Source organism: Actinotalea sp. JY-7885 (genome assembly GCF_014525465.1).
Lineage (GTDB): Bacteria > Actinomycetota > Actinomycetes > Actinomycetales > Cellulomonadaceae > Actinotalea.
This window is the reverse complement of the sequence record NZ_JACEXH010000343.1, coordinates 1-811: the sequence shown is the minus strand read 5'-3', so window position 1 is coordinate 811 and position 811 is coordinate 1. Positions and strand designations below refer to the sequence as shown.

Annotated in this window: 1 protein-coding gene; it reads left to right on the top strand. The window is 77.9% G+C overall.

Going from position 1 to position 811, the window contains the following annotated elements:
- Positions 1-230: 230 nt before the first annotated feature.
- On the top strand, positions 231-811 hold a 581-nt coding region (locus IDM29_RS16875), incomplete at its 3' end, for a DUF1992 domain-containing protein (RefSeq protein WP_188037859.1).

The window sequence follows — 811 nt, the reverse complement described above, 5'->3', positions numbered from 1 at the left end:
GCCGACACCGGTCGTCCCCAGCAGCACCGGCCACACGGGCGCGCCGCTGGGGCCCCACAGCTGCGACCAGCCCTCGGCCACCGCCGACCACGGTTCCTCGTCCGCGCCCATCGCACCGTCCCGCCCGTCCGCCGCACACCGCCGTTCCACGAGGCTAGGCCCCGCCGCGGACGACGCGCGGGGTGGGCGCCGCGAGTGCCGGCGCCTATCGTCGGACCCAGGGAGGGCGCATGGACCACGACGAGGACCCGATGCGCTCGGTGGCCCGGTACCAGGTGGACCGCCTGGTCGAGCAGGACGCCGACGTGCCGCAGGGCGCGGAGCCGGACGGCGCCGCGGCCCCCGTGTCGCAGCTCGACGGGCGCGGGCGCATGGACCGGCGCGGTGAGTGGGTCGACGAGCTCGTCCGGCAGGTCATCGCGCGCGGCCAGTTCGACGACCTCCCGCTCGCGGGCAAGCCGATCCCGAGCATCGACGGGCGCCACGACCCCGACTGGTGGCTCAAGGGACTCGTCGAGCGCGAGCGCATCACGGGCGTGCTGCCCGAGGCGCTCCAGCTCCGCACGGACGACGCCGTCCTCGACCAGCGCCTCGACCGCCTGGCCGGTCCGGACCAGGTGCGCGCGGCGGTCGCGGAGTTCAACGCACGGATCGTCGCGGCCCGGCGCCAGCTGCTCGGCGGACCGCCGGTGGTGACGCCGCTGCGCGACGTCGAGGCTGAGGTCCGCCGCTGGGCCGAGCGCGCGCGCCGCCGCCGCGACGCCGACGCGGAGCGCAGGACGGCCGAGCGCGCGCGGGCGGAGGCGGAGCG